General features: G+C 45.2%; 1 protein-coding gene. It reads right to left on the bottom strand.

What is annotated here, in order from left to right:
- The coding region (locus tag ASJ81_RS15995; protein ID WP_245860222.1) for a cation transporting ATPase C-terminal domain-containing protein at window positions 1-328 on the bottom strand (328 nt) is incomplete at its 3' end.
- Window positions 329-345 lie beyond the last annotated feature (17 nt).

Here is a 345-nt window from a genome sequence, read left to right as displayed (position 1 = left end):
AGGCGATCTGCATAATAGGCACGTAAACTGCAACAAGCTGCAGAAGTACAGTGCTCAATACTGCATAAATAAGGGACTTGTTGGTAAAGATTCCCAGAGAGAAGGCTGAATACCTCTCAGAACGCCAGTTGAAGGCGTTGAACATCAGGGAAATAACCACCAGGGTAAAGATCAGAGTCTGGATCTTTGGAAGGGGTACCCCGTTACTGAGAGAGTCATGAAGAACCCAGATAGATTGAATTGCAATCAAACTCCCTAATCCAAGACTTGCTATAAGCATTCTCTTGGAGACCAGCCCTTCTTTTGCCTTAGTTGGCTTTTGCTTCATAAGCCCTCTGTCAGGAG

The organism is Methanosarcina spelaei (assembly GCF_002287235.1).
GTDB classification, from domain to species: domain Archaea; phylum Halobacteriota; class Methanosarcinia; order Methanosarcinales; family Methanosarcinaceae; genus Methanosarcina; species Methanosarcina spelaei.
Note: the sequence above shows the minus strand (reverse complement) of the source record. Positions and strands in the feature narration are given on the sequence as shown.